This is a genomic window from Nocardia sp. AB354, from assembly GCF_049538315.1.
GTDB lineage: Bacteria > Actinomycetota > Actinomycetes > Mycobacteriales > Mycobacteriaceae > Nocardia > Nocardia nova.
On sequence record NZ_JBMVFU010000003.1, the window covers coordinates 408931 to 428221 of the forward strand.

Genomic DNA, 19291 nt, shown 5'->3' on the forward strand with positions numbered 1-19291 from the left:
TATGTGACGATCGGGCCATGCACAGCGACGCGATCGGATTCGCCGCTCCGATACCGGTATTGCGGATCTACGACGTCGGCCTGGCCTACGAGTTCTACCTGGACTTCCTGGGTTTCACCGTGGACTGGGAGCATCGGTTCGGCGCGAATTTCCCGCTGTACGCGCAGGTTTCGCGCGCGGCGACCCGGCTGCATCTCAGTGAGCATCACGGCGACGGCACGCCGGGATCGGTGGTGTGGATCGCTGTGGACGATATCGACGCCTGGCAATCCGAGTTGGCCGCGGCGGAATACCGGTACGCCAAACCCGGGCGCCCGGACGACGGCCCCGGCGGCCGGGGTTTCGCCGTGACCGACCCGTTCGGCAACATCCTGCGATTCGCCCAACCGGCCTGAACCGACATCCGGCGGTGGGGCGACGGCTGGCGGCTCACCCGTGCCGCCGATTACCGTGAACACTGTGGATATCGCGCGCGAGCTGCCCGGCGAACGGTCGGTGCCGCGCACCGGATGGCGTACTCAGGGCGGGCCGCTGCTGGCGGCCGGTGCGGTGGTCGCCGCGGCTACGGTGCTGCACTTCCGCGATCCGCACAGCCAGGGGGCGTACGGGATCTGTCCGTTCTATGCGCTGACCGGATGGTGGTGCCCGGGATGCGGTGGATTGCGTGCTGTGCACAATCTCACCGAAGGCCGGGTGCTCGACGCGCTGCACAGCAATGTCTTCGTGCTTCCGCTGCTGCTCACCCTCGCATTGTGGTGGGGACGGTGGGCCCTGGACCGCTGGCACGGCAGAGCCGACACCGCCTTTCCCTTTACCCTTCGTGGCCAGGCGCAATGGTGGTTGATCGGGCTGCTCGTGGTGTTCACCGTCGCCCGCAACACCCCCTGGGGTACCTGGTTGGCCCCGGTCTAGGCGGGCATGCTGGAAGTATGACCCAGGAAATCGCTGATTCACTGAAGGCTCGGGTGCGCGAGAAGATGCTGCGCCAATTGAACGAGGACGGCGCGCCGGACCCCGAGCAGGACGACCCGCGCCAGATCGCGATCGAGAAGGACCTCGAGGCCATCGAGTCCGTTCCCGACGGCGATCCGCTGATCGAGGAATTGGCCGCACGCTACCTGGTGCCGTGAATCGGATCGCGCTGGATCAGAGGGTGCACGGCGCCGCGCCGTGCGCCGCCTCGGTCGAACCCGGCCGGGTCTCCGGCAGGGGCGACCACTGTCCGCCCGCATACGTGTAGTTCCACGCAGCGCCGTCTCGAACCAATCGACGCAGCGCCTCGAGCAGTCGATCGACATCCGCGACCGACGTGCCCAGGCCGACGCTTGCGCGCACCGCGCCGTCGACGCCCAGCCGCTGCAACAGTGGATGAGCGCAGAATCGCCCGTCGCGGACGCCGATGCCGAATTCGGCCGACAGATACGCCGCGACGCGGCCGGGCTCGAACCCGTCGACGGTGAACGCCACGATGCCCACACTGTCGGCGCTGTCGGAGAAGATTCGCAATTGCCGCACTCCCGCAACGGTTTCCAGTCCGTCGCGCAGGCGGCGAATCAAGTGGTGCTCGTGCTCGACCACGGCTTGTTCGTCGAGGGCGCTCAACGTTTCGCAGGCCGCCGCGACGGCCGCCGCGCCCAAGACGTTCGGTGATCCCGCCTCGTGCCGCTGCGGTGCGGGCGCCCAGTGCGCCTGTTCGGTGGTGACGGCGGTGACCGCTCCGCCGCCCGCCAGATATGGCGGGGCCGCGTCCAGCCAGTCCCGCCGACCCACCAGCACACCGGCGCCGAAGGGCGCGTACAGCTTGTGCCCGGAGAAGGCCAGATAGTCGATGCCGGTTCCGCCGGATTCCGCGAACGCCTGCAGGTCGATTCGGCGGTGCGGGGCCAGCTGCGCTGCATCGACCAGGATGCGGGCGCCGTGGCGATGGGCGAGTGCGGTCAGTTCCGCCAGCGGCAGCACCTCGCCGGTCACATTCGACGCCCCCGTAATCGCAAGCAGCGCAGCCGGTTCGGCGCGCAGCCCGGCCTCGATCCGGTGCAGCGTCTCCGCGATCGTCTCGGCGGCGGGGACCACCCGGCGGCCGCGGCGCGTCCAGGGCAGGAAGTTCGCGTGGTGCTCGATATCGAGCACCACGGTGTCGCCGGGAACGCAGCAGGCCAGCAGATTCAAGGAGTCGGTGGTGTTGCGGGTGAACACCACGACCTGGTCGTCGGCGCAGTTCACCGCCCGGGCGACCGAAACCCGTGCCGCCTCGTAGCAGTCGGTGCTGATGCGGGAGGCGTATCCGGCGCCGCGGTGCACGCTGGCGTAATAGGGGAGCAGCTCGTTCACACGGTCGGTGACCTGGGCCAGGGCGGGCGCGCTGGCGGCGTAGTCGAAGTTGGCGTAGGTACGGAAACCGCCCTGTACCAACGGAACTCGTAGATCGCACCCGGAGACGCGCGCGATCGGTTCACCGGTGCGGCAGGAACGGGTGGCATTGCCGGCGCAGTCCGGCGCCGAGCAGGTGCAGGCGGCGCCGGAGCGGGAGGCGCAGCCTCGGTGAGAGCAAACCTGTTCCGGGACAACCGTTTCGGCGGTGGCGGCGGCAATTGTCGAGACAGCAGTACGCATCGGGACGATCCCTTTGTTCAGGGACTCCGGATGTGGAGGGTGATCGGAGTCCGCGCTTGCCGTGCTCGGTCGAGCAGCGGCCAGGTCGTCACCCGGAGCACCCCACCGCGGAGGAGGGTTGCCGACCAGCTAGCCGGGGCTTGACGCTGGTACTCGTGACCTGAGCCGAGATTGGCAGAATTCGCCGGGCATTGTCAAGCGCCGGCATCCGGCGAGAAGGTGCGCCGCGCCGCGCCGCAATCGCGACATGCGTGAAACAGCTTGTGGCTCAGTCCAATCCGGCTGGGCGATGATAGGTGCCGTTGTAGTACAGCAGCGGGTTGCGCATCGGTTCGCCGCCGGTGTCGTCGTGTACGCGGGTGACCAGTCCGACGACCAGGGTGTGGTCGCCGATCGGGATCAGCCGGTGCACCGTGGCGCGCACCCAGATCGGGGTGCCGTGCAGCACCGGCTCGCCCGTATCGAGCGTCGACCACAACTCCGGGTCGGCGAAACGCTGTTCGGCGGCACGCGAAAACCGCTGTGCCAGATGCTGTTGATGTTCGCCGAGGAAGTGCACGACGACCGAATCGGCCTCGGTCATCGCGTCGATGGACGAGGAGGTGTGCGCGATGTTGAACGAGATCAACGGCGGATCCAGCGACAGCGAGGCGAAGGAGGTGGCGGTGAATCCCACCGGGCGTTCCGGCCGGCTCAGGGTGACGATCGTCACTCCTGCGGGGTAGTGGCGCATGGCGGCTCGGTACTGCGCTGCGGTGACGCCGTCGTGCTGAGGTCGGAGATGCTCGGGTTCGAGATCGGCCAGCTCGGCGTCGGGTCGCTGGGAACTGCTCACGCTTCCAACCTACGTCCTGCCCGCTCTCCCGCAATCCCGACCGCTGTCCCGGTGCCGCCGAACTGCCCCGATACGCTGTACGAATGAGTGATTGGAAGGCTTTCGACGTCGAGCGCACCGGTCACGTCGCGCGAGTGACGCTGACCGGACCCGGCAAGGGCAATGCCATGGGCCCGGATTTCTGGAGTGAGTTGCCGCTGATCTTCGGCGAGCTGGACGCCGATCCGGAGATCCGCGCGATCGTGCTCACCGGTTCCGGTAAGCACTTCTCCTACGGTCTCGATCTGCCCGCGATGAGCCCGACCTTCGGTCCGCTGCTGGCCGAGAAGGCCCTGGCCGCACCGCGCACCGATTTCCTCTACGAGATCCGGCGCATGCAGGCCTCGGTGACCGCGGTCGCCGACTGCCGCAAACCCGTGATCGCCGCGATCTCCGGCTGGTGCGTGGGCGGCGGACTCGATCTGATCGCCGCCGCGGATATCCGCCTGGCCAGCGCGGAGGCCAGCTTCAGCCTGCGCGAGGCCAAGGTCGCCATCGTCGCCGACATCGGGTCGCTGCACCGGTTGCCGGGCATCATCGGCGAGGGCCATGTGCGCGAGCTCGCCTACACCGGCAAGGACATCGACGCCGCGCGCGCGGAGAAGATCGGCCTGATCAACGACGTCTACCCCGACCAGGAGGCGGTACTGGCCGCCGCGCACACGCTGGCGGAGGAGATCGCCGCGAACCCGCCGCTGGTCGTGCAGGGCATCAAGGACGTGCTCGATCAGCCCAAGGCCGGCAAGGTGGCCGACGGGCTGCGGTACGTGTCGGCGTGGAACGCGGCCTTCCTGCCCTCGGAGGATCTGACCGAGGCGATCCAGGCCGTCTTCGAGAAGCGCAAGCCGAACTTCCAGGGCAAGTAGCGCTCGAGCCGGCGGCCTGCCGGCACGGCTGCCGAATCGGCGAGGGCGCCCGCGGGACGCATACGCCCGCGAGCGCCCTCGCTCGGTAGGGATGTCCGGCGGCCCGGCGGCGCGGGTCGCCGGCGGCACTCAGTGCCCGCCCTGCTCCTGCAGCCGCTCGAGCGCCTCGGTGGTAAGAGTCTCGGCCTTGGCCCGGCCGTCCCAGCCGTCGACCTTGACCCACTTGCCGGGCTCGAGGTCCTTGTAGTGCTCGAAGAAGTGCTCGATGGCCTTGCGCTCGAACTCCGGGATGTCGTTGACGTCCTGGATGTGATCCCAGCGCTTGTCACCGGCCGGAACCGCGACGACCTTCTCGTCGCCGCCGGCCTCGTCGCTCATCAGCAGCACACCCACCGGACGGGCCTCGACGATCACGCCGGGGAACACCGACTCGGGCAGCAGCACCAGGCAGTCCAGCGGGTCGCCGTCGGAGCCCAGGGTGTTCTCGATGTAGCCGTAGTCGGCCGGGTAGACCATCGGGGTGTAGAGGTAGCGGTCCAGCCGCACCCGACCCGTCTCGTGGTCGACCTCGTACTTGTTGCGCTGCCCCTTGGGGATCTCGATGGTGACGTCGAACTCCACGTCATCTCCTTCGTCCGATGCGTATGCGTTGATGCGGTACGGCTGCTCGCCGGCGTGTGCCGCGGCCGACTCGCCGACCGGTTCGGTGGGCTGCCGACTCGCCAGCTCGTTCGGTGGAACGCCGGCGAGGTGAGGATAGTGTGGTCGATGCGCGCATGGGTGCGGCAGGGAGCGTCCGCCTCACACGGGTGAATAGGGAGACAGCTGTCACGTGGTAGGTCGAGGTAGGAAGAACATCGGTGGGCTGGCCGCTCGCCGACGCCGCAATATGTGGGTCGCGGTGCTGGTCGCAACCGTTGTCGCCGTCATCGTGGCCACGGTCGCCCTGGTGACGGTGCGCCCGTGGACCGAGGAATTCCGGCACGGGGGTTTGACGATAGCCGCACCCCCTGCCCCCGTGAAGCCTTTTCCGCAGCTGAATCCCGCCTCGGCGAATGCGCCCGAACCCAGCCGCCAGGGCCTGGCCGATGCCCTGTCCCATGTGGCGACCAGTCCGGACCTGGGCAATTTCGCCGGATCGATCTCCGACCCCGACACCCGCGCCACGCTGTGGAGCGCCGATCCGGACAAGCCGATGATCCCGGCGTCCACCCTCAAGGTCATGACCACGGCGGCGGCCCTGCTGGTCCTGCCGCCGGATCATCGGCTCACCACCCGGGTGGTGGCCGGCTCGGCGCCCGGTGAGGTGGTGCTGGTCGGCGCCGGCGATCCCACCCTGACCGCGCAGGCCGACGGCAAGGGGTACTACCCGGACGGGCCGAAGTTGTCGGATCTGGTGGCCCAGATTCGTGCCGCCGGCCATCCGGTCGACACGGTCGTCGTCGACACCTCGCTGTATTCCGGCCCGACCTCACCGGCCGGCTGGGATCCGGCCGATATCGCGGGCGGTTCATGGGCGCCGATCGAACCGGTGATGATCGATGGCGGTCGCCTCGACCCGCTGGTCGAATATTCGCCGCGTTCGGCCACTCCCGCCTTGGACGCGGGTCGCCGGCTGGCGCTGGAGCTCGGCGCCGACCCCGCGAAGGTACGGCTCGGCAAGGCCGCGCCGGGCGCCGCCGAACTGGCCCACGTGGAGTCCGCGCAGCTGCGAGACCGGTTGCGGGACATGATGATTCACTCCGACGATGTGCTCGCCGAGACGATCGGCCGGGAGATCGCCGCGGCGACCGGTGGCGAGCAGTCGTTCGCCGGTGCCGCCTCCGCCACCTTGACGGCGTTGAAGGCGGCGGGTTTCGACACCGCGGGCGTCACCCAGATCGACAACAGCGGACTGTCCACCGACGACCGGGTTCCGGCGCGATTGCTCGACCGGATCATCGCCGAGTCGGCCGCGTCCGCGCAGCCGGGCGGTGCGGATCCGGGCGGGACCGCCGTGCCCTCGGTCGTCGGCACCGGTGACACCGCCGCGGTCGCCTCTCCGCTGGCGCCGCTGCTGGACTATCTGCCGGTCGCCGGCGGTACCGGATCGCTGGCCGTGCGGTTCGTCGACGGCGGCCCCGAACGCTCCGGAGCGGGCTGGGTGCGCGCCAAGACCGGAACTCTGTCCGTGTCGAGCGCGTTGGCTGGATATGTGTTGGATCGCGACGGCCGGGTCATGACCTTCGCGCTGATGTCGAACGATCGGCCCCCCGAGGCCAGCCGTCCGGCATTGGACGCCGTCGCCACCACGCTTCGCAACTGTGGATGCTCCTGACGGGTGGAAATGCGATGACCGGATCCGGTGACCCCGCCGATGGCCGTACCGCCGACGATGCCGCGGTCGCCGGTCGCGAACCCGTGGAGGTGGCGACGAACTCGGCCGCGAAGCGCTCGGTGCTGGCCGGCTCGGTCGATTGGCAGCTGGCCGCACGCGCCGGTAGCGCCGTCGTGCCGTCCGGTCCCCGCACCACGCGGTATTCGGCTGAACAGGTCGTCCAGGAACTGTCCGAGGCGTCCGTGCGGGCCGAGGGCCCGGTGCGCGAGGTGAGTCTGCTCCTCGACGACCAGCCCGTTCCGCAGGCCACGATCGTCGATCGCCGCGGCTGGATCCGCGCGGCCGCCGAATCCATGTCCGAACTCACCGGGTCCGCCGACGACGAGCGCGGCCGTTTCGCCGGGAAACCCGCCGGTGTTCAGGCCGGGGCGATGCTGGCCTTCCTGTCCACCGCGATCCTCGGGCAATACGACCCGTTCAGCGGGCCGGACGGCACCCTGTTGCTGGTCGCCCCGAACATCATGGCCGTGGAACGCGCGCTCGGCGTCTCGCCCAGCGACTTCCGGCTGTGGGTGTGCCTGCACGAGGTGACGCATCGGGTGCAGTTCTCCTCGGCGCCCTGGCTGGGCGACTACATGAAGAGCAACGTCGACACTCTCGGCGCCGTCGGCGACGAATCGGTGAACGAGGTGCTGACCCGGCTGATGGAGGAGTTACGCCGCCGGCGCGACAACGGTGTCAGCGACGATCCGGCCGATCGCGGCATCCTCGGCCTCCTGCGCGCCACCCAGCCACCGCCGCAGCGCGAGGCACTGGACCGGCTGCTCATGCTCGGCACGCTGCTGGAGGGCCATGCCGACCACGTGATGGATGCCGTCGGCCCGGCCGTAATCCCCACCGTCGCGCAGATCCGCGAGGCCTTCGATCAGCGCCGGCGGCGCCCGGCCAATCCGGTCCAGCGCCTGTTGCGTGCCCTGCTCGGCGTCGATGCGAAGGTCGCGCAGTACGTGCGCGGCAAGGCATTCGTCGACGAGGTCGTCGGCAAGGTCGGGATGCAGCGGTTCAACACCGTCTGGACCGACGCCGACACCCTGCCCCGCCCCGACGAGATCAGCACCCCGCAACGATGGATCGACCGAGTCCTGGGATGAACCCGGCGGATCTGCCCGCGGAGGCGCCGAGAACGGATCCGGTGTCGGCGGCGCAGATCCGATCGCCCGACCATGCGCAATCGCCGTCGGCGTCCGAGCCGGTCCGGCTGGGCGCACAGGAGGCGCGGGCAGTGGACCCGGCACGGTTGCCCGAGACCCGAGCCGTCTTGGTCATGCGGCACGCGGTGCGGGATTGGCTTGTGCGCTACGCGCCGGACGGAGTGGTTGCTGTCGCGCTCTCCGGCGGGGCGGATTCGCTCGCACTGACGGCTGCGGCGGTGGCCGAGGCCGCGGCGGTCGACGCGCTCATCGTGGACCACGGGCTGCAGGACGGGTCCGCGGAGGTCGCCGCCGAGGCGGCCGCCGTCGCCCGGCGACTGGGATGCCGATCCGCGCGGGTGTGCCGGGTGCGGGTGAGCGGCGCGGGTGGCCCGGAAGCCGCCGCCCGGGAGGCGCGCTACCGGGCACTGGACGCGGCGCGCGCCGGGCTCCCGGTGCTGTTCGGGCACACCCTCGACGACCAGGCGGAAACCGTGCTGCTCGGATTGGCGCGCGGATCGGGTCCGCGTTCGATTCGCGGGATGACGGAATTCGACGAGCCCTGGGGCCGGCCGCTGCTGGGTGTGCGGCGCGCGGTCACTCGGGAGATGTGCCGGGATCTGGGCCTGGTGCCGCATGAGGATCCGCACAACGCCGCCCCCGAATTCACCCGTGTCCGGCTGCGGACCGAGGTGCTCCCGCTGCTGGAAGAGGTCCTGGGTGGGGGTGTGGCGCCGGCGCTGGCTCGCACGGCCGCGCACCTGCGCGAGGACGGCGAGGCGCTCGATGCGATTGCCGATCGATTGCTGATCGACGCGCGTGATGGTTCGTCGCTGTCGGTCGAGACACTCGCCACGATGCCGTCCGCGATTCGTCGGCGTGTCATCCGGGCCTGGCTGCTCGACGGCGGTGCAAAAGCCTTGACGGACAAGCATTTACGCGCGGTCGAGTCCTTGATTACCGAGTGGCACGGCCAGGGCGGCGTCGCCGTCGGCGGAGGAATGCCGGGGATCAGGTTGGTTGCCAGGCGCGAACGTGGCAGGCTGACGTTGGCGTTTGCACGATAACGACCCGAAGGGAAGCCAGCACACGTGTACGGGGACGACATAGCGTCGGTGCTGATCACCGAGGAGCAGATCCGAGCCAAGGTCGACGAGCTGGCCGAACTGATCGCGAAGCGATATCCCCCCGACGCGCCCGAGGGTGATCTGCTCCTGGTCGGCGTGCTCAAGGGTGCGATCTTCTTCATGACCGAGCTGGCGCAGGCGCTGCCGATCCCGACGCAGATGGAGTTCATGGCCGTCTCGTCGTACGGGTCGTCCACCTCGTCCTCGGGTGTGGTCCGGATTCTGAAGGATCTGGACAAGGACATCGCCGGGCGCAACGTGCTGATCGTCGAGGACATCATCGACTCCGGTCTCACGCTGTCGTGGCTCATGCGAAACCTCTCCAGCCGCAACCCCGCCTCGCTGGAGGTGGTGACGTTGCTGCGCAAGCCCGATGCCCTGCGCACCCACATCGAGGTCGCGCACGTCGGCTTCGACATCCCGAACGAATTCGTCGTCGGGTACGGGCTGGACTACGCCGAGCGTTACCGCGATCTGCCCTACATCGGCACCTTGAACCCGCGGGTCTACAGCGCCTGAACTGGGCACATGACCGAATTGGTGACCGAATTCCGCCGGACTGTGGCGAAAATCACCGTTTGAAGATGTTCCCTGCGCACTCGCTATCGATGGAAGTTGCTGGTCGGCCCGGATAGTGGGCCGTCTCGGCGACGGAGATCTACGCGCTGCGCCGAAAGTGACATCACCGCTGGTCGTCGCGCGCGGTGAAGTCGTTTCATCGGCTCTCGGCGACGACAGTCGCGTTCGCTGGAAATTTTCCGAGGCGATTGTGCTGGAGTTATGGCGGAGCCCTATGCTGTCGGTAACAAACCGTTTGGCTGTTTCTGACCCTCTATTCGGACTCGAAGGTCTAAAGCGGCTGGATTTCCAAGACCGATTCTGATAGCAAGGTGCTATGGACCCGCATTTGCGCGACCTGCGGTACTTCGTCGCCGTCGCTGAGGAACTGCATTTCACCAATGCCGCCCAGCGGCTGCACATCGCTCAACCCACCCTGTCGCGGCAGATCCGCCAGCTCGAGCGTCAGCTCGACGTCGTCCTGTTCGATCGCAATCAGCGCAGCGTGGCGCTGACCGTCGCCGGTAAAGAGCTGCTCGAGGGCGCTCGCCGCATCCTGGAGCTCTGGGAGGTCACCAACGTGGCTCTCCAGGAAGCCGGCGAGGTGTTGCGGGTCGGTATCCAGAGTTCGATCGGACGCGGTCTGATCGCCGAACTGGAAAGTGCCAGCGGACATCGGCTGGCGCTGCATTCGGCGTCGTGGACCGATCCCTCCAGCGGCCTCGCGGGCCGGCAGGCCGATCTGGCGTTGATGTGGCTGCCGGTGCCCGATTCCGGGCGCTACCGCTGGCAGGTGCTGCGCACCGAGGCGAGGTGGGTGCTTCTCCCGGAAAATCACCGGCTGGCCGATCAGGAGACGATCGAATTCGCCGATCTGATCGACGAACCGTTCATCGCGATGCCCGCCGAAGCCGGTGCGGCACGCGACTTCTGGCTCGGCGGTGACGCCCGCGGCGGCCGCCAGGCCAAGATCGGCGGCGAGGCCGCCACGGCCGAGGAGCGGCTCGAGGCCGTCAGCCTCGGACTCGGGGTCTGCCTGCTGGCCGAGAACAACGTGCCGATGTATCGATGGCCCGGGCTCACCGCCCGCCCGGTCGCCGGCCTCGCGCCGTGTGAACTCGCGATGGTGTGGCGCGCGGACGACGACCGGCCGACCATTCTCGATTTCGCCAATCGCGTTGTCGCCGGGGGCTTCTCCGTCGTCGAAGACGACCGATAACGCGACCGAACGATAGGCGCTGTCAGGCGGTGCGTTGCCAGGGCTGGGCCGCCTCCAACTGGGCGGCGAGCCGGAGCAGCGTCGATTCACTGCCGGGTGGCCCGGCCAGCTGTGCCGCCACCGGCGTCCCGGTGCGCGGATGCAGTCCCATCGGGACGCTCGCCGCGGGCCAGCCGACCAGATTCCACAGCGGCGTGAACGGCGAGAAGCGAACGTTGGCAACGACATTGGCCAGCCAGCCGCGGGCGTGCCAGTTGCGTGCCGCCGGAGCGGGGGCGGCCAGGGTCGGGGTGATCACCACATCGTGCTGCTCGAAGAAGTCGAGCAGCCGCGCCTCGAGCCGATCGACCTGATTCGGCCGGACCAGACCGGCCCTCAGCACCGCCCGGCCCAGCGCGATATGCACGCGGCTACGGCGTTGCAGCAGTTCCGGATTCGCCACCGCACCGGCCTCGCGCGCCGCATTGGCCAGCCAGCGCCACGCCAGCGCGGTGGTGGCGCCCTGGTAGGGCAGTGCGGCGGGAGCGACGCCGTGGCCGACCTCCCCGGCGAGCCGGGCGGCGGTCTGCGCGGCCGCCGCCCAATGCTTGTCCACCCGTAACAGCGGGGACGGCGATCCGGTCGCGATCGCGATGCGCAGCGGCGTCGGCGGTTCCAGATCGGCCAGGGCGGGCCGGTCGGCCAGCACCGAAAGCATGAGTGCCGCATCGGTGACCGTGGTCGCGAGCACTCCGTTCTCGGTCATGCCGCTCCAGGAGTCGACACCGACCTGGGCCGGGACCACGCCGCGCCCCGGCTTGATGCCGAATACGCCGCAGCACGCGGCGGGTATGCGCACCGACCCGAGTCCGTCGTTACCGTGGGCCACCGGCACGAGTCCGGCGCCGACCGCGGCGCCCGACCCACCCGAGGAGCCGCCGGCGCTGTAGCGAATATTCCACGGAGAACGCACAATTCGCTCGGGCGTGTCGGAGGTGCCCCAGAGCCCGCCCTCCGGCATCTCGGTCAGACCGACCACGACCGCGCCCGCGGCGCGCAACCGCCGCACCACCGGATGATCCGAGCCGGCGGGGACGCCCGACCCGGCGCGCGACCCCGCGGCCGTGATCTCACCGGCCACATCGATGTTGTTCTTCACCGCGACGGGAACGCCGGCCAGCGGGAGGATGTCGAGATCCGCGCGGTCGGCCAGGGCCCGGCTCTCGGCCCGTGCCCGCTCCGCGCGGACGGCGTGGAAGGCGCCTACTCGCGTATCGCCTCCGGCGATGCGATCCAGCGCGGCGTCGACGACCTGCCCGGCGGTGACCAGACCGTCGCGCACCGCGGCGGCGATCGCGGTGGCGGTCGTCAATGTCGCCGGGTTCGGGACGGTCTCGGCGGTGTCCGCGGCATCGCCCACGGGGAGCGGCTCAACGTCCGCCGGCCGCGCGGGCGCGTCGGGGCGCTGGGCCGGGTCCGCCGACTGCCCGGTGTCGCCGGGGTGCTCAGGGGGCGCGGCCTGTGCCTTCACGGTAGATGCGTCCTCCGCCGGTACTGCGGCGGTGGGCGATCGCGACGGGTCGGCCGGGGCGGTCGCCTCGGCGTCGGCAGGGGAATCCTGCTGGAGCTCAGCTGTTTCGGATTCGGAACCGGATGCCGGAACCGCTGCTTCCGTACCGGTGGTTTCGTCTGCGTCCACTGCTACCTCCCGGGTGGCGCGCGAGACGGCGTTCGATATCGCGTCGGCTAGTGCGGTGCCCTCGTTGTGCATATGTCAAAGCCCCCGTCGCGTTGTGGTCGATATGGGCTGTTTCGATGTTGTCGCGCAAGTTATCACTTTCGGCGATGCACACCGTCGATGATCACAGGGCGTGGCGGATGGTGCCGCGAAACCACGACCGCGTCGACGTCGAATGCACGGTGGCCGCGGCGCCCACTGGACACCGCGGCCGGACAGCTCGTTTCGCTCCGCGCTATTCGGTTCCGCTGCGGACCCGTTCCTCGTACGCCTTGCGGGCCGCCGAATCGACGTCGCCGAGGAAGGTCTGCTGCGCGCCCAGGGCACGCCCGATCGCATCGCCCACCGATTCCGGCAGCAACCCGACCACCTGCGAGATGGCGCCGGCCACCCTGGTCACGCGCACCTTCGACTTCGGCGCCACCAGGAGTTTCGCGATGGCCTCGGCGATCTCCTCCGGCTCGGCCGGGCGCATCAGCTTCGGCGCCGAAACACCCGATCCCAGTTCGGTGTTCGTCAGCGTCGGCAGCACCGAGGAGAACGACACGCCGGTATCGCGGTACTCCTCCCGCAGCGTGTCGGTGAAGCCCAGGACCGCGTGTTTGGTGGCGTTGTAGGTGGCCAGGCCGGGGATGTGGGTCTCCCCGGCGAGGGAGGCGATGTTGATGATGTGGCCGCTGCGCCGCGGCAGCATCCGGGCCAGCGCCAGCTTCGAGCCGAGGATGACGCCGTAGACATTGATGTCGATGATGCGGCGGGTCAGCGCATCCGGTTCGTCGACCACCTTGCCGGTGGGCATGATGCCGGCATTGTTGATCAGCACATCGATCGGGCCGAGCGCCCGTTCCACCTCGTCGAGGAAACTGCTGAACGACTGCTGGTCGGTCACGTCCACTCGGCCGTAGTGGTCGAAATCGTGGTCGGTGCCGGACTGTTTGACGGCCGTCTCGTCCACGTCGCCGATGGCGATCTTCGCCCCGAGTTGCTGCAACCGCGTCGCGGTCGCCAGGCCGATACCGCGGGCACCGCCCGTGATGACGACGACCTTGCCGTTGATCTTGCCGAAGTCGGTCACTTCTTCCCTCCGACCGTGTCGAGCATGTCCTTGATACCCAGCCGGCGCATGCCACGCGCACCCGCGGCGCGCATCGCGGCGAGCGCGAATCCGAGTTTGGTTGTGTTGTACGGGAACCACATGAGTTCTTTTTCCTGCGTGGGCAGGATCGGCACGGTGATGGCCTGTTTGCGGCAGTATTTGCGCACGCCGTCGGCGCCGCCCCAGCGCGCGCCCACACCGGACTGCTGCCAGCCGCCCATGGGCAGCGCGAAGCTGAACATGTTGGCGAAGACGTCGTTGATATTCACCGCGCCCGCATTCAGCTGACGCGCAATGCGTTCCCCGCGCGCCTTGTCGCCGGTCCACACCGACGCGGACAGGCCGTAGATCGAATCGTTGGCCAGCCGAACGGCTTCGGCCTCGTCGGCGACCTTCATCACCGGGATGGTCGGGCCGAAGGTCTCCTCGGTCATACAGCTCATCGAGTGGTCGACGTCGGCCAGCACGGTCGGCTGGTAGAAGGTGCCCACACCGGTGGCCTTGCCGCCGGTCACGGCCCGCGCACCCTTGGCGATCGCATCCTCGACGTGGTCGGTGACGATGGATTTCTGCGCGTCGTTGGCCAGCGCGCCGACATCGTATTTCGGCTCCCGGCCGTCGGCGCCCTGCCGCAGTTCGCGCACGTGCGCGGCCAGTTTTTCGACGAAGGTGTCGTAGATCGGCGCCTCGACGTAGACACGCTCGACCGAGATGCACACCTGCCCGGCGTTGAACAGGCCGCCGAATGCGACGCCGTAGGCGGCGCGGTCGATATCGGCATCGGCCAGCACGATCGCCGGATCCTTGCCGCCGAGTTCCAGGCTGTAGGGGATGAGCCGCTCCACGCAGGCGGCGGCGATCCGCTTACCGGTCTTCGTCGACCCCGTGAACTGCACGTAGTCGACGTTGTCGACGACCGCCGCACCCGTCTCGCCGGCGCCGGTCACCACGGCCAGCACCGGCGGCGCACCGATTTCGGACCAGCCGCGCGCCAGTTCCAGTGCGGACAGCGGAGTCACCTCGGAAGGCTTGAGGACGACCGCCGCACCCGCGGCCAGCGCCGGAATCACGTCGATCACCGGCATCGCCAGCGGGAAGTTCCACGGCGTGATCACACCGACCACGGGATAGGGCCGGTAGGCGGTGGTCAGCTTCTTGACCCGGGCCAGCGGGCTGTGCGGGGAGGGATGTTCGTCGGAGAGGAATTTGCCTGCGCGCCGGGCGTAATAGCCGGTGAGGTCGACCGAGAAGCTCGGATCGATCAGCGCGTCGACGCGGGCCTTGCCGGTTTCCGACTGCAGCACATCGGCGAGATGATCGGTGTGATCGATGATCCAGTCCTGCAGCTTCAGCAGCCATTCCTTGCGGCCCTCCGGCCCGATGGCCTCCCATTCGGGCTGGTAGAGCCGCAATTCGCGCACCTTGGCGGCCACCGCGTCGGCCGATTCGGCGGGGACGGTGCCCACCAGTTCGCCGGTCGCGGGGTTGCGTACCTCGATCTCGGTGGCCACCGCGGTCGCGACCGCCCTCGCCTGCGGCCCGGATGAGGAGGCCTGCTCGACGGCGGCCGGTGCCGATTTCTCGGCGGCCGCGGTGCGCGACTTCGCAGGGGTGCTCGACTTCGCGGCCGGGGCGGACTTGGCCGCCGACTTCGCGGGCGTCTTCTTGGCCGCGGTGCGGCCTGCGGTCTTGCGGGCGGCCGGCTTGTCGGCGCCGGTCGGCTTCCCGGCCGTGGATTCGCCGGGTGACGGTTCGGTATTCGGCACGATGCTGTCTCTCCCCACGTGCGCTGCGCTGCGAACGGTTGACATTGTGAATCACTTCACTGATCTATGATCGTGTCACAATGAATCGCGCGCTGCTTGGTCTTTGCGGTCAAGGACTCGCGCGGAATTTGGCACCAGAGCACAACTTTTCGCCGCCGGTGACAGGTGGTCGGCGGCCGCGGAACGAGATCGTGTGACGGAGGGGGATCGGTGATGGCGACAGCTGCGTCCGATGTGGCGGTGCGGCAGTGGATGGCCGATTTCGTCGCCGAGACACTGCGCGGGGAGACCCTCGAACAGATGGTGGCCCGGCTCGACGCGCAGATCATCGGCCGCGTACCGGAGCTGACCGATCGTGATCTGCGCCGCGACCTGGAATCCAGCACCCGGGCGCATGCCCTGGCGGTGCTCAGCGGTCTCACCCAGGACGCGATGGACTACGCGGTTCCCGAGCAGGCACACGCGTTCGCGCGCACTCTGGCCCGCCGTGGCTACGACCTGCGGCTGCTGCTGCGGGTCTACCACGCCGGCCAGGAGGCCGCGAACGATTACATGACCGAGGTGATCGACGAGCGCCGACTGCCCGAGCAGTTCGAACGCTCGGCGCTGATCCGGCTGTTCGAGCGCTCCACCCGCTGGGTCAACACCTCCGTCGAGGCGTTGACCGACACCTATATGCAGGAGCGGGAGCGCGGTCTGCGCGCTGCGCTCAACCAGCGCACCGAAATCGTGCGCACCTTGTTGTCGGGAGAGGATGTCGACGCGGACTACGCCTCGGCGCGGCTGGGTTTCCGCCTCGCGCAACGCCAGGTCGCGATCGTGCTGTGGACCGATCCCGCCGCGCGCGGGGCCGCTGCGTTGCTGTCCGCCGCGGCGGACGGGTTCGCCGGCTGGATCGACGCCCCCGGCGCGGGCGACGGCGAGGATGCCCCGACCGGGCTGCCCGGTAATGCGGTCGCAGGAAACGATGGCCGCGCGGGGGAGCGCGCGCCGGGTGACGACCGGCTGGCGGGCGGCAGCGACGAACTCGGGCGGCTGGAACGTACGGCCACGCGGCTGGCCAACGCGCTCGGCGGGGTCGGCGTCCTCACCGTCCCGGCCGGATCGGCGGCGCTGTGGGCGTGGATCGCGGCCGATGCCGAGGCGGTCGCGGCGGTCGCCGCGGATATCGTCGCCGCCCCGATGCGCCTCGCGCTGGGGTCGTCCGGGACGGGCGTGGTGGGGTTCCGGCAGAGCCACCGCGAGGCGATCGCGGCACGGCAGGTGGCCGAGCGCGCGGCCGTCGAACTCGGCCGGGTGCTGCCGTACGCGCAGGTCGAACCGGCATATCTGGCCGGTGCGGACGTCGCGGCGATGCGTGCGCTGATCCGGCGGGAGCTCGGACCGCTGGCCGCGCCGGATGCGAGTTCGGCGCGGCTGCGCGAGACGCTGCTCGCCTATCTGCGCTGCCACCGCAGCCCGGAGGGCGCGGCGGCGCGCCTGGGTGTGCACAAGAACACGGTCCGCTACCGCGTTCAGCGCATCGAGGAAACGCTCGGGCGCCGCATCGAGGAATGCGGCCTGCGACTCGAGCTCGCGCTGGAATGCGTCGCGGTCTACGGGGTGTGAGCGCTCAGATCCGGTCTCCGGTCGCGCGCAACGGCGGTTCCGCCGCCGCGGTCACCGGATGGTCGGGCAGTTCCGCCAGCAACGTCGTCGTTGCCGCCGCCACCGCGGCCACCGCCTTGTCGAAGGCCGGCTTCGTGACATACGACAGACCGGTCAGGCCACCCACCTTCCGCACGTATTCCTGTGCGGCAGCGAAGATTTCCTGCTCGGTGGCACGGGGTTCGAGCCCGCGCAGCACGGTGATGTTGCTCATGGCGCCGAGAGTAGCCCTAGGTAGGGGCTTGCGGCGCCCGATGAAACGGCAAATGTGAAAAATGTGTGTATCGGACTGCGACGAAGCGTCCAGAAGCCTCGAAATCCGCCTCTCGAGCGCCCCGATCGGTGAACGCGGCGAATCGTGCCGGTCACAGTCGACACGGCATCGGGAGATAATCGAACTCCCGCATCGCCGATACGACACAATCGGAACCATGGCTGCCCGCGACATGCCGACCCTGACCACATTCCCCTACCCGGAACTGGACGAGCGCGAGGACGACCACTGGTCCGGCGCTCAGGTTTCCGACGACGAATTGCGCGCGCTGTCCCTGGGGGCGTTCTATTCCGCCCGCTGGGACGCGTTCCACGACGCGCTGTTGCTCGGGCCCGAGCGGGAACATCCGCTCGGCGACCGCCGCGAACTGGCCATCGACACCCTGACCGGAGCCTGGGGAATCACTGACGGGACCGAGGCGATGGCGTCGATGGAACAGCTGCTCGAAGGGATGCACGCGCCCCTGTACGCATTGGTCCATCCGCTGGTCAACGCGGCCCTCAACTCGCCCGAACGCGACCGCTTCGGTGAACGCGCCGATCGGCATCGCGCGTTCCTGCGGCAGGTCGGGGCGTTCCGGGGAATGGACAATCCGGAGGCGCTGGTTCGCGACTACGACATCTGGTCCCAGGCGATCAAACTCGATCTGACCGGCCATCTGGTGCAACCGCTGCCGGCCGATATTCAGGCCTGGGACCTCGCCCGGGTGGTGGCGGTGGCACGAATGGCCTTCACCGCCGGCTACCTCGAGGCCGATACCGCCTGGGATTATGTGATGCGCGCCCTGCCGCCGGCGCAGAAGCGCTACCGCAATTGGCGGCAGTTCGGCGACGCCTATCTCACCGGCTGGACCTACTGGCAGGCCTGCGAGGATCTGGCCGAACTCAAGTCCGGCGGCACCGATCGGCGGCTCGAACTGGTTCGACTATGGATGCGGCCGACCAGTCCGTGGCGGCGCATCGCACTCCAAGGGGAGTAGCACTCCAAGGGGAGTAGCGCGTCTCAGTCGGGGAGCGAGCGCAGGATCCCGCGGCCGTAGCGCTGGAACTGCGCATCGTCGACCATCGCCAGTGAATGACGCTCGACCAGCAGTTCCCACTCCGAATACAGCTGTGCCACACCGGGGTCCGGCGGCGCTACGGCGCCGTCGGCGGACTCGCGCTGAATCGCGAAATTCACCGCGCCGACGATCCGATCGGTATCGGCCCGGTCGGTCCCCAGAAAACTCAGCGTCCGGTTGCCGTCGGTGAGGTCGATGCCGTAATCACCACCCGGCTCGTCGCCCGAACCCTTGCCGACCTCGGCCGAGATCAGCGCGGAAACCGGCATCTCGTGCGCGTAGCGGGGAGTGGATCCGATCGAGAGCAGCAGCACCCGGTCGGTGGTGACGGCCATCAGCCCGCGCCCCCGTCCGGCCGGCGGGACCGCGGTGACCATCGCCGTCTCCAACATGAATTCCTCGGGTGTGACCATCGTGTGCAGCGCTCCGGCGGCCGCGCGGGTCTCGCGCCGCGGCGCCATCCGCCGGACCGCGCGGTCCACGTCGGCCCGGGTCGGCCCGGTCTTACCCCAGACCGGCGCGGGAGGCACCAGATCGGGGGCCGACATATCGATGCGCTGGGTGGACAGAATCTGGGAGTTGATCCGCTCCACGATCACGGTCGCGGCCGGTACGTCGTGTTCGGCGATCAGCACCGGGAGCGGGGTGCGGTCGGCCGGGACGCCGGTGAGGACCGGACTCGGATAACGCAGATAGATCTCGATCACGACGGCGTCGTCGGCGCGCCGGTTCAGCCGGACCTTGAGCAGGTCCGACACCGGTACGTCGAGCACCCGCTCGCCATCGGTGCCCGGCCGCAGAACCTGGAGTCGCCCGCCGCCGTGGCGCAGTATCGCTGTGGGTGTCCGTAGCTCGACTATGTCCATACCCCCTGCGTTCGTCCTGTGTTGTCGCTCACAATAGGTCGTGCATGCCATGATTGGGACCACTTGGACGGACACCGTGAGGTGATCGCCCGATAGGCCGG

Annotated in this window: 19 protein-coding genes and 1 riboswitch; of the genes, 11 read left to right on the forward strand and 8 right to left on the reverse strand. The window is 69.0% G+C overall.

Annotated features, from left to right (window positions below; translation table 11 throughout):
* The first annotated feature begins 17 nt into the window (after window positions 1-17).
* The 3 genes from ACPCUW_RS06745 to ACPCUW_RS06755 all read left to right on the forward strand — a co-directional run bounded on the left by ACPCUW_RS06745 (window position 18) and on the right by ACPCUW_RS06755 (window position 1130).
* A complete protein-coding gene (locus ACPCUW_RS06745) occupies window positions 18-395 on the forward strand; it encodes a glyoxalase superfamily protein (protein WP_082856674.1) in 378 nt (125 codons plus the stop codon).
* Between the two features lie 64 nt (window positions 396-459).
* The gene (locus ACPCUW_RS06750; protein ID WP_423424018.1) at window positions 460-912 is read left to right on the forward strand and encodes a DUF2752 domain-containing protein; all 453 of its coding nucleotides are present in this window, start codon (window positions 460-462) and stop codon (window positions 910-912) included.
* 29 nt (window positions 913-941) lie between these two features.
* Window positions 942-1130: a hypothetical protein gene (locus tag ACPCUW_RS06755; RefSeq protein WP_030517370.1), complete on the forward strand. Its 189-nt coding sequence runs from the start codon at window positions 942-944 to the stop codon at window positions 1128-1130.
* A 16-nt stretch (window positions 1131-1146) separates the two neighbouring features.
* Here ACPCUW_RS06755 and ACPCUW_RS06760 read toward each other — a convergent pair whose 3' ends face one another.
* Window positions 1147-2613, reverse strand: coding sequence for an aminotransferase class V-fold PLP-dependent enzyme (locus ACPCUW_RS06760; RefSeq protein WP_423424019.1), 1467 nt, complete (start codon window positions 2611-2613; stop codon window positions 1147-1149).
* Window positions 2614-2660: 47 nt separating this feature from the next.
* Window positions 2661-2774, reverse strand: a riboswitch (SAM riboswitch).
* 107 nt (window positions 2775-2881) lie between these two features.
* The gene (locus ACPCUW_RS06765) at window positions 2882-3346 is read right to left on the reverse strand and encodes a flavin reductase family protein (RefSeq protein WP_082856681.1); all 465 of its coding nucleotides are present in this window, start codon (window positions 3344-3346) and stop codon (window positions 2882-2884) included.
* Window positions 3347-3531: 185 nt separating this feature from the next.
* On the opposite strand from ACPCUW_RS06765, the gene ACPCUW_RS06770 reads away from it, so the two are divergent.
* Window positions 3532-4353, forward strand: coding sequence for a crotonase/enoyl-CoA hydratase family protein (locus ACPCUW_RS06770; RefSeq protein WP_030517367.1), 822 nt, complete (start codon window positions 3532-3534; stop codon window positions 4351-4353).
* Window positions 4354-4482: 129 nt separating this feature from the next.
* Here ACPCUW_RS06770 and ppa read toward each other — a convergent pair whose 3' ends face one another.
* The gene (ppa, locus tag ACPCUW_RS06775; protein WP_064903623.1) at window positions 4483-4974 is read right to left on the reverse strand and encodes an inorganic diphosphatase; all 492 of its coding nucleotides are present in this window, start codon (window positions 4972-4974) and stop codon (window positions 4483-4485) included.
* Window positions 4975-5242: 268 nt separating this feature from the next.
* Between ppa and ACPCUW_RS06780 the strand changes: the two genes are divergently transcribed.
* From ACPCUW_RS06780 to ACPCUW_RS06800, 5 genes are all read left to right on the forward strand, one after another.
* Window positions 5243-6670: a D-alanyl-D-alanine carboxypeptidase/D-alanyl-D-alanine-endopeptidase gene (locus ACPCUW_RS06780; RefSeq protein ID WP_423424037.1), complete on the forward strand. Its 1428-nt coding sequence runs from the start codon at window positions 5243-5245 to the stop codon at window positions 6668-6670.
* Between the two features lie 14 nt (window positions 6671-6684).
* Entirely contained in the window at window positions 6685-7821 is a 1137-nt protein-coding gene (locus ACPCUW_RS06785) for a zinc-dependent metalloprotease (RefSeq protein WP_082856671.1), read from the forward strand.
* Between the two features lie 173 nt (window positions 7822-7994).
* Entirely contained in the window at window positions 7995-8927 is a 933-nt protein-coding gene (tilS, locus tag ACPCUW_RS06790) for a tRNA lysidine(34) synthetase TilS (RefSeq protein ID WP_063010230.1), read from the forward strand.
* A 24-nt stretch (window positions 8928-8951) separates the two neighbouring features.
* Window positions 8952-9506, forward strand: coding sequence for a hypoxanthine phosphoribosyltransferase (gene hpt, locus ACPCUW_RS06795; protein WP_030517362.1), 555 nt, complete (start codon window positions 8952-8954; stop codon window positions 9504-9506).
* Between the two features lie 376 nt (window positions 9507-9882).
* Entirely contained in the window at window positions 9883-10764 is an 882-nt protein-coding gene (locus tag ACPCUW_RS06800) for a LysR family transcriptional regulator (protein WP_030517361.1), read from the forward strand.
* Between the two features lie 22 nt (window positions 10765-10786).
* On the opposite strand, the gene ACPCUW_RS06805 is transcribed toward ACPCUW_RS06800, so the two are convergent.
* The 3 genes from ACPCUW_RS06805 to ACPCUW_RS06815 all read right to left on the reverse strand — a co-directional run bounded on the left by ACPCUW_RS06805 (window position 10787) and on the right by ACPCUW_RS06815 (window position 15088).
* Window positions 10787-12163 carry an amidase gene (locus ACPCUW_RS06805; RefSeq protein ID WP_423424038.1) on the reverse strand — a complete coding sequence of 459 codons (1377 nt, stop codon included), beginning with the start codon at window positions 12161-12163 and terminating at the stop codon, window positions 10787-10789.
* A 553-nt stretch (window positions 12164-12716) separates the two neighbouring features.
* Window positions 12717-13556, reverse strand: coding sequence for an SDR family oxidoreductase (locus ACPCUW_RS06810; protein WP_063010153.1), 840 nt, complete (start codon window positions 13554-13556; stop codon window positions 12717-12719).
* On the reverse strand, window positions 13553-15088 hold the full coding sequence (locus ACPCUW_RS06815; protein ID WP_227463121.1) for an aldehyde dehydrogenase family protein: 1536 nt from the start codon (window positions 15086-15088) through the stop codon (window positions 13553-13555). Before ACPCUW_RS06815 ends, ACPCUW_RS06810 begins: the two co-directional genes overlap by 4 nt.
* Before the next feature lie 468 nt (window positions 15089-15556).
* Here ACPCUW_RS06815 and ACPCUW_RS06820 point away from each other — a divergent pair, with 468 nt between their 5' ends.
* On the forward strand, window positions 15557-16951 hold the full coding sequence (locus ACPCUW_RS06820) for a PucR family transcriptional regulator (RefSeq protein WP_104366379.1): 1395 nt from the start codon (window positions 15557-15559) through the stop codon (window positions 16949-16951).
* Window positions 16952-16955: 4 nt separating this feature from the next.
* Here ACPCUW_RS06820 and ACPCUW_RS06825 read toward each other — a convergent pair whose 3' ends face one another.
* Window positions 16956-17204, reverse strand: coding sequence for a DUF2277 domain-containing protein (locus ACPCUW_RS06825; protein ID WP_423424020.1), 249 nt, complete (start codon window positions 17202-17204; stop codon window positions 16956-16958).
* Between the two features lie 217 nt (window positions 17205-17421).
* Here ACPCUW_RS06825 and ACPCUW_RS06830 point away from each other — a divergent pair, with 217 nt between their 5' ends.
* Window positions 17422-18243: a DUF1266 domain-containing protein gene (locus ACPCUW_RS06830; protein ID WP_227463118.1), complete on the forward strand. Its 822-nt coding sequence runs from the start codon at window positions 17422-17424 to the stop codon at window positions 18241-18243.
* Between the two features lie 23 nt (window positions 18244-18266).
* On the opposite strand, the gene ACPCUW_RS06835 is transcribed toward ACPCUW_RS06830, so the two are convergent.
* Window positions 18267-19190, reverse strand: a complete 924-nt coding sequence (locus ACPCUW_RS06835) for a hypothetical protein (RefSeq protein ID WP_063010147.1) — start codon at window positions 19188-19190, stop codon at window positions 18267-18269.
* Window positions 19191-19291 lie beyond the last annotated feature (101 nt).

Bases quoted from the DNA above. Each gene is read 5' to 3' on its own strand.
- tilS (WP_063010230.1), top strand. From the start codon at position 7,995: ATGCGGCACGCGGTGCGGGATTGGCTTGTGCGCTACGCGCCGGACGGA.
- ACPCUW_RS06825 (WP_423424020.1), bottom strand. From the start codon at position 17,204: ATGAGCAACATCACCGTGCTGCGCGGGCTCGAACCCCGTGCCACCGAG.
- ACPCUW_RS06820 (WP_104366379.1), top strand. From the start codon at position 15,557: ATGGCGACAGCTGCGTCCGATGTGGCGGTGCGGCAGTGGATGGCCGAT.
- ACPCUW_RS06765 (WP_082856681.1), bottom strand. From the start codon at position 3,346: ATGCGCCACTACCCCGCAGGAGTGACGATCGTCACCCTGAGCCGGCCG.
- ACPCUW_RS06780 (WP_423424037.1), top strand. From the start codon at position 5,243: ATGTGGGTCGCGGTGCTGGTCGCAACCGTTGTCGCCGTCATCGTGGCC.
- ACPCUW_RS06835 (WP_063010147.1), bottom strand. From the start codon at position 19,190: ATGGACATAGTCGAGCTACGGACACCCACAGCGATACTGCGCCACGGC.
- ACPCUW_RS06830 (WP_227463118.1), top strand. From the start codon at position 17,422: ATGGCTGCCCGCGACATGCCGACCCTGACCACATTCCCCTACCCGGAA.
- ACPCUW_RS06800 (WP_030517361.1), top strand. From the start codon at position 9,883: ATGGACCCGCATTTGCGCGACCTGCGGTACTTCGTCGCCGTCGCTGAG.
- ACPCUW_RS06785 (WP_082856671.1), top strand. From the start codon at position 6,685: ATGACCGGATCCGGTGACCCCGCCGATGGCCGTACCGCCGACGATGCC.
- ACPCUW_RS06760 (WP_423424019.1), bottom strand. From the start codon at position 2,613: ATGCGTACTGCTGTCTCGACAATTGCCGCCGCCACCGCCGAAACGGTT.
- ACPCUW_RS06770 (WP_030517367.1), top strand. From the start codon at position 3,532: ATGAGTGATTGGAAGGCTTTCGACGTCGAGCGCACCGGTCACGTCGCG.
- ACPCUW_RS06745 (WP_082856674.1), top strand. From the start codon at position 18: ATGCACAGCGACGCGATCGGATTCGCCGCTCCGATACCGGTATTGCGG.